Source organism: Caulobacter sp. (assembly GCF_035254145.1).
GTDB lineage: Bacteria > Pseudomonadota > Alphaproteobacteria > Caulobacterales > Caulobacteraceae > Caulobacter.
In genome coordinates this window covers 1-6668 of record NZ_DATFAV010000227.1, presented here as the reverse complement: position 1 = coordinate 6668, position 6668 = coordinate 1, and the positions used below count along the sequence as shown (strand labels likewise).

Genomic DNA, 6668 nt, shown 5'->3' with positions numbered 1-6668 from the left:
TCTCGACCACGCCCTGCTTGCGGACGCTGCGGCGCGCGCCGCGCACCAGGGCCTCGGCCTCGGCCCGGACGGCGGCGCGGTCCTCGCTCGACAAGGGCTTTGCGGCCAGCAGGTCGGCGATCACCGCCGCTTCATCGCGATACTTGCCGTCGTCGAGGCTGTCCCAGTCCGTCATGGCGCTTCCCGTCGTTAGAATATCATCGGTCTAACTCGACTTCGGCCAAAGGTGCTTCGTTTGTTGGCTCGCGACGCCGTTCGTTCTTCGGCGAAGGCGCGGAAAAATGATCGCCTGCTCCAGCAAGGAGGGCGGCGCGGACGAGCATGCTCTGGAAAAGGGGAGGGAGGAAGGGACGCTTTGTGGGGGAGACGCTTGCGTCCCTTCCTCTCAAGAGCGGGCAACCACTTTCGGCTGCCACACCCTTATGCGACGCCCGGTTAGGGGGAGAGGGGCGAGCGTCGCGATGTTCCAAACGGGCTGGCCGTCCCACAGGCGCCTGTTGAGGAGGGGCGGCGCCGGCGGGGCTGGAACGATCGAGGGTGTATCGCTAAGCTTGTCGAAGGTGCTCCGTTTGTGGGCGGTATTTTTCGAAGCTTCTTCGGTGTAATTGCGATATGGCCATCTCCGCTCTGGACGACACCGATCGTCGGCTCCTCAAGGTGCTGCAGGCCGACGGCCGCATCACCAACGCCGAGTTGGCCAAGCGCTGCAACCTCTCGCCGGCGGCCACCTTCGACCGCGTGCGCCGTCTGCGCGAGCGCGGCTACATCACCGGCTACGCGGCGCTGCTGGATCCGGCCAAGGTCGACCGGGCGCTGCTGATCTTCGTGGAGGTGGTCCTGGAGCGCACGACCGGCGAGGTGTTCGAGGACTTCGCCGCCGCCGTGCGCCGCGCGCCCGAGATCCTGGAGTGCCACATGGTGGCCGGCGGCTTCGACTATCTGATCAAGGCCCGCGTGCGCGACATGGAGGCCTATCGCAACTTCCTGGGCGACATCCTGGTCAAGATGCCGGGGGTGCGCGAGACCCGCACCTACGCCGTGCTCGAGGAGGTCAAGAGCACGGTGCAGCTGCCTCTGTAGGGCTAGAGCGTTTCACCGATTCAACTGGATCGGCGAAACGCTCCGGTCTTTTGTTTTGGCGTATTTCTGACGACGAACGGGCGTCCACTTCGTCGGAAAATGCCCTAGAGGCGGGCCTCGGCCGTCGGCGCGGTCTCGCGCGACAGCGGGCGACCGTTCAGGTCGGTGGGGTTGAGCACGGCGGACACGGCGGCGGCCAAGGCTAGAAGGGTGGCCAGCGCGATCCCGATCAGGTGGTTTGCTTGTTTGGACTCGGGCGTCATCTAGGCTCTCATCGGCGTTGAAACTCCGCCTGATCCCGGTTCGGTTTTTCGGGTTCGACGGTCGTGATTAACGTGCAAACGTTTGGTCGGGAAGGTTACCAAAGTGTAACGATTGGCCGGCCCGCCTCCCCGGATCGGGGAAGCTTGGCCTTGGGCCTCAGCCGGAAAGGCTCTCTCGACCCCGATAGGCGGCGACCTTCGCGCGGTTGCCGCAGGCGCTCATCGAGCACCAGCGACGGTCGCCCTTGCGAGACGTGTCGAGGAACAGGATCGCGCAGGACGCTCCGGCGCACTGGCGGATCCGCGCGGCCTCGGGGCCGCCCAGCAGCAGCACCGCCTCGCGGGCCACGCTGGCCAGCAGGGCGCGGACACCGCCTTTCAGCTGCACGCCGCCGGCCGCGTCCAGCCAGGGCGCGGCGGCGGGAAGGGCGGCGAAGCCGTTGAGCGCCAGGCGCGGCGCCTCCGGCGGGGGACGCCCCTCGGCGCGGGCCATGGCCAGATCGAACAACGCCTCGCGCAGCGTCCGGGCGGCCGAAAGGTCTCCGGCGTCGGACCCGGGCGCGGTCTCGGAAAGGCCGGCGGCGACCAGCCAGCGGTCGAGATCGGCGGGGGTGGCCAGGGCCTCGCGATGCTGGCCGCTGATCCGTCCCGCCAGGGTGGCCGGCAGGTCGAGCGGCAGGCGACCGCCGCGAAAGCGAAAGCCGTCGCGGGTCTCTTCGGGCCGGGAAAGGAGCGGGGCAGGTGTCACGAAACGCTCTTGGGAAACCGGATTGACAGGTTAGCCGCCTTCGCCGAGTTTGCGCCAGTAACCTATCAAACGAGTTACATGGGGTGTGAGATGCGAAAGACGATGATGGCGGTGGTCCTGGCGCCGGTCCTGGCGATCACGGGCGTGGCGCGGGCGGCGGATTTCCCCCTGGCGGGAACCTGGACCCTCACGGCGGCCGACCGGATCACGCCCGCCGGAGCGCGCGAGCGCGACTATGGGTCGGCGCCGAAGGGGCGGCTGATCGTCGACGCCGCCGGGCGCTACGGCCTGCAGATCTTCAAGAGCGAACGCGCCAGCTTCGCCTCGGGCGACAAGAAGCGCGGGACGCCCGAGGACTACGCCGAGGCGGTGCTGGGATCGTCCACCCACTACGGAACCATCGCGATCGACGAGGCCGCTCACCAGCTGCTGTTCAAGATCGAGGGCGCGTCGTTCAAGAACTGGGAAGGGACGACCCAGCGGCGGGCCTATACGCAGGACGGCGACACCTTGAGCTATCGCGTCCCGACCGCGCCGGACGGCGCCACGCCGATCTCGGAATGGCGGCGCGAACGGTAGGCCAGGGCGGCGAGCGCCTCGGGCCTCCAATATCCTGGAAAAGGGGGGAAGGGGCGGCTCCGGGGATGGGGGGAGGAGCGCGCCCCCTCCGTTCGCGACCACCGGGGGGGGGGATGATGGTCGGCGAACTTCCCCGGCTCTCGCCGGGGAAGGCTTAAAACCTCAGACTGCGGGCGCGCCGCCGCCGAGGGTCTTGTAGAGGGTGACCAGGTTCGTCGCCCGGTTCAGGCGCGCGGTGATCAGGCCTTGCTGGGCCGAATACAGCGTGCGCTGGCTGTCCAGCAGGGTCAGGGCGCTGTCGAGTCCCGCGTCGCGGCGCTGTTGCGACAGGCGCTGGCTGTCCGTGGCGGCCGTGACCAGGCGCTCCTGGGCGGCGACGCGATCGGCGACCGTGGCGCGCACCGACAGGGCGTCGGACACCTCGCGGAACGCCGTCTGCACCGTCTTCTCGTAGGTCGCCACGGCGATGTCGCGGCTGGCCTTGGCGCTGTTCAACCCGGCGACATTGGCCCCGCCGGCGAAGATCGGCAGGCTGATCTGGGGGATGAAGCTCCAGGCGCCCGTACCGTTCTTGAACAGGCCGTCCAGGTCGCCGCTGGCCGCGCCGGTCGAGCCGGTCAGGCTGATGCGCGGGAAGAAGGCCGCGCGGGCCGCGCCGATATTGGCGTTGGCGCCGCGCAGGGTGTGCTCGGCGGCCAGCACGTCGGGACGGCGGACCAGCACGTCCGACGGCAGACCCGCGGGCAGGTCGGCCAGGATGTTCACCGAGGCCACGCCGCCCGAGGGCAGCAGGTCGGCGGGCAGGTCGGTCCCGGCCAGCAGCGTCAGGGCGTTGCGGTCCTGGGCGACCTGGGCGGTGTAGGTCGCCACGTCCGAGCGCGCCGTCTCGACCAGGGTCTGGGCGTTGCGAAGGTCCATCAGCGAGCCGACGCCGCCGTCGACCTGGCGCTGAACCAGGCGCAGCGACTCCTCGCGGGTCGCCAGGGTGTTTCTGGCCAGGGCCAGGCGGTCCTGGTCGGCGGCCAGGGTCAGCCAGGCGTTAGCCGTTTCGGCGATCAGGCTGATCCGCACCGAGCGGGCGGTCTCTTCGGTCGAGAAGAAGCTCTGCAGGGCCTGCTGGTTCAGGCTGCGCACGCGGCCGAACAGGTCCAGCTCATAGGCGGTGAAGCCGATCGTGGCGCTGTAAGTCTCGATGTCGACGCCCTGGCCGGTCTGCGAGGTCGCCGCCGGCGTGCGGCTGCGCGTCTCGCTGAGCACGCCGTTGACGGCGGGGAACAGGTTGGCGCGCTGGACGCCGTACTGGGCGCGGGCCTTCTCGATGTTCAGCACCGCCACCCGCAGGTCGCGGTTCTGCTTGAGGGCCAGGTCGACCACGCCTTGCAGGCGCGGATCGACCAGCACCTGGCGCCAGTCGAGGTCGGCGGCCGTGACCGAGCCCGTGGGCTCGGCCGCGGGCGTGGACCAGGTCTGGGCGACCGGCAGGGTCGGACGCTTGTACTCCGGCGCCAGGGTGCAGGCGCTGACCGCCGTGGAGGCCAGCAGGATCAGGGTGAGGTTACGCAGCATGATCAGTGGGCCTCCGTCGACGGGGTCTCGCCACCCTGGGCGGCGACGGCCTCGTCATGGCCTTTGTGTTTCGGTTTGAAGATCCTTTCGACCACCACGAAGAACAGCGGGACGAAGAAGATCGCCAGCAGCGTCGCCGACAGCATGCCGCCGATCACGCCGGTGCCGATGGCGTGCTGGGCCCCCGATCCAGCCCCGTTGGAGATGGCGAGAGGCAGCACGCCGAACACGAAGGCCAGCGAGGTCATGATGATCGGGCGCAGACGGATGCGGACCGCCTCCAGCGTCGCCTCGACCAGGCCCATGCCCTTCTCGTACAGGTCCTTGGCGAACTCGACGATCAGGATGGCGTTCTTGGACGCCAGGCCCATGGTCGTCAGCAGGCCGACCTGGAAGTAGATGTCGTTGCTGAGACCGCGGACGAAGGTGGCCAGCAGGGCGCCGACGATGCCGAGCGGCACCACCATGATGACGGCCAGCGGGATCGACCAGCTCTCGTAGAGGGCGGCCAGCAGCAGGAACACCACCAGGATCGAGATGCCGTACAGGGCCGGGGCCTGGTTGCCGGATTCACGTTCCTGGGCCGACAGGCCCGTCCACTCGTAGCTGACGCCGGGCGGCAGCTGGGCGGCCAGCTTCTCCATGGCGGCCATGGCCTGGCCCGAGCTCTTGCCCGGGGCGGGCGAGCCCTGGATGTTCATCGACGACAGGCCGTTGTAGCGCTCCAGGCGCGGCGAGCCGTAGGTCCAGCTGGCCGAGGCGAAGGCCGGGAACGGCACCATCTGGCCGCTGCTGTTGCGGACGTACCAGCGGTTCAGGTCCTCGGGCGTCATGCGATAGGGCGCGTCGGCCTGCATGTAGACCTTCTTGACCCGGCCGCGATCGATGAAGTCGTTGACGTACGACCCACCCCACGCGGCGCTGAGCGCGCTGTTGATGTCGGCGGTGGTCAGGCCCATGGCGCCGGCCTTGGCCTGGTCGACCTCGATCTTCAGCTGCGGGGTGTCGTCCTGGCCGTTGGGCCGGACGCCGACGAGGTTGGGGTCCTTGGACGCCATGCCCAGCATCATGTTGCGAGCCTGCATCAGCGTCTCGTGACCGACGCCGCCGATATCCTGCAGCTGGAAGTCGAAGCCCGACGAGGTGCCCAGCTCCGGGACCGACGGCGGGATCACCGCGAACACCATGGCGTCGCGGATCTGGCTGAAGGCGCCCATGGCCCGGCCGGCGACGGCCGGGGCCTTGAGCTTGGCGGCCTTGCGTTCCTCGAAGTCCTTCAGGCGCACGAAGGCGAGGCCGGCGTTCTGGCCCGCGCCGCTGAAGCTGAAGCCCGAGACGGTGAACACCGACTTCACGGCGTCCTTCTCGTCCTCCAGGAAGTGCTTGCGCACCTGGGTCAGGACGGCCTGGGTCTTCTCCTCGGTCGCGCCCGCGGGCAGCTGGACGAGGGTGATCATGATCCCCTGGTCCTCTTCCGGCAGGAAGGCGCTGGGGAGGCGCACGAACAGCAGGCCCATGGCCACGATGATGGCGGCGTAGACCGCCATCCAGCGGCCGCTCTTGCCAAGGATGCCGCGGACGGAGCCCTGGTAGCGCGACGACATGTCGTTGAAGCTGCGGTTGAACCAGCCGAAGAAGCCGGTCTTCTGGTCATGATGGCCGGCCTCGACCGGCTTCAGCAGGGTGGCGCACAGGGCCGGCGTCAGGATCAGGGCCACGATCACCGACAGGGCCATGGCCGAGACGATGGTGATCGAGAACTGGCGGTAGATCACGCCTTGCGAGCCGCCGAAGAAGGCCATCGGCACGAACACCGCGGCCAGCACCAGCGCGATGCCGATCAGGGCGCCGGTGATCTCGTTCATCGACTTGCGGGTGGCCTCCTTGGGGGAGAGCCCCTCTTCGCTCATCACGCGCTCGACGTTCTCGACCACGACGATGGCGTCGTCGACCAGGAGGCCGATCGCCAGCACCAGGCCGAACATGGTCAGGGTGTTGATCGAATAACCGAAGGCCGACAGCACGCCGAACGTGCCCAGCAGCACGACCGGCACGGCGATCGTCGGGATCAGGGTTGCGCGGATGTTCTGCAGGAACAGGAACATCACGAGGAAGACCAGCGCGATCGCCTCGATCAGCGTCTTGACCACTTCCTCGATCGAGATCTTCACGAAGGGGGTCGTGTCGTAGGGGACGACGACCTTCACGCCCGCCGGGAAGAAGCGCTGCATTTCGTCGAGCTTCGCCCGCACCGCGGTCGCCGTCGCGATGGCGTTGGAGCCCGCGGCGAGCTTGACCGCGATACCCGCGGCCGGTTGGCCGTTGTAGCGCGCGAGGGTGCCGTAGTTCTCGGCGCCGATCTCGATGCGCGCGACGTCACCGAGGCGCACTTCGCTCCCTTGGGCCGAGGTGCGCAGCAGGATCGCCTGGAA

At 68.6% G+C, this 6668-nt stretch carries 7 protein-coding genes; 2 read left to right on the top strand and 5 right to left on the bottom strand.

Annotation, left to right across the window (positions count from 1 at the left end):
* On the bottom strand, positions 1-175 hold a 175-nt coding region (locus tag VJ655_RS14150; RefSeq protein WP_324112112.1), incomplete at its 3' end, for a hypothetical protein.
* A 437-nt stretch (positions 176-612) separates the two neighbouring features.
* On the opposite strand from VJ655_RS14150, the gene VJ655_RS14145 reads away from it, so the two are divergent.
* The gene (locus VJ655_RS14145) at positions 613-1080 is read left to right on the top strand and encodes an Lrp/AsnC ligand binding domain-containing protein (protein WP_324112110.1); all 468 of its coding nucleotides are present in this window, start codon (positions 613-615) and stop codon (positions 1078-1080) included.
* A 104-nt stretch (positions 1081-1184) separates the two neighbouring features.
* Here VJ655_RS14145 and VJ655_RS14140 read toward each other — a convergent pair whose 3' ends face one another.
* On the bottom strand, positions 1185-1343 hold the full coding sequence (locus tag VJ655_RS14140) for a hypothetical protein (protein ID WP_324112108.1): 159 nt from the start codon (positions 1341-1343) through the stop codon (positions 1185-1187).
* A gap of 157 nt (positions 1344-1500) precedes the next feature.
* On the bottom strand, positions 1501-2091 hold the full coding sequence (locus tag VJ655_RS14135) for a CGNR zinc finger domain-containing protein (protein WP_324112106.1): 591 nt from the start codon (positions 2089-2091) through the stop codon (positions 1501-1503).
* A 90-nt stretch (positions 2092-2181) separates the two neighbouring features.
* Between VJ655_RS14135 and VJ655_RS14130 the strand changes: the two genes are divergently transcribed.
* Positions 2182-2670 (top strand): lipocalin-like domain-containing protein, encoded by a 489-nt coding sequence (locus VJ655_RS14130; protein ID WP_324112104.1) that lies wholly within the window; start codon positions 2182-2184, stop codon positions 2668-2670.
* 162 nt (positions 2671-2832) lie between these two features.
* Here the strand turns inward: VJ655_RS14130 and VJ655_RS14125 are convergent, their stop codons facing one another.
* Complete coding sequence (locus tag VJ655_RS14125) at positions 2833-4236, bottom strand: efflux transporter outer membrane subunit (protein ID WP_324112102.1); 1404 nt, start codon at positions 4234-4236, stop codon at positions 2833-2835.
* A 2-nt stretch (positions 4237-4238) separates the two neighbouring features.
* Positions 4239-6668: efflux RND transporter permease subunit (locus tag VJ655_RS14120; protein WP_324112100.1), on the bottom strand; the 2430-nt coding region annotated here is incomplete at its 5' end.